The sequence below is a fragment of the Ruminococcus sp. MCC718 genome (genome assembly GCF_018783905.1).
GTDB lineage: Bacteria > Bacillota > Clostridia > Lachnospirales > Lachnospiraceae > Hominisplanchenecus > Hominisplanchenecus faecis.
On the sequence record NZ_WQNP01000117.1, the window covers coordinates 1 to 322 of the forward strand.

At 44.7% G+C, this 322-nt stretch carries 2 protein-coding genes; both read right to left on the bottom strand.

Features of this window, described 5'->3' with window-relative positions; all coding sequences use genetic code 11:
• Positions 1–191, bottom strand: a 191-nt coding sequence (locus tag GPK60_RS15690) for a TcpE family conjugal transfer membrane protein (RefSeq protein WP_215659720.1), incomplete at its 3' end; no start/stop codon positions are given.
• A partial coding sequence (locus GPK60_RS15695; protein ID WP_252191378.1) for a hypothetical protein occupies positions 127–322 on the bottom strand: 196 nt, incomplete at its 5' end. The genes GPK60_RS15695 and GPK60_RS15690, both read right to left, overlap by 65 nt.

Below are 322 nucleotides of genomic sequence, written 5' to 3' on the forward strand. Positions count from 1 at the left end.
AAATATTTCAAAAACGCACCCTCAATCATGGAAAGTGGCGGTACATCTGCAAACAGAATGATGATAAATTCCGTCAGCACGAACCATGTAATCTGGGTAAAGGTCACAGGGAATGGCAGGTTTACATCATTGATGGCATACAGTACCTTTTCCACGTTCCAGATACTTGTATAACTTCGGATTTTCTTCACTTGTAAATGCTCCTTTCTTCATTTTCCTAACAACAGGGACAGCCGGATTTTCCAGACTGCCCCCAAGAGAAAAGCTGACAGTAGCACCAGTGGCGGTGCTGATCTGCCAGCCCTTAACGCAGTACCTCACA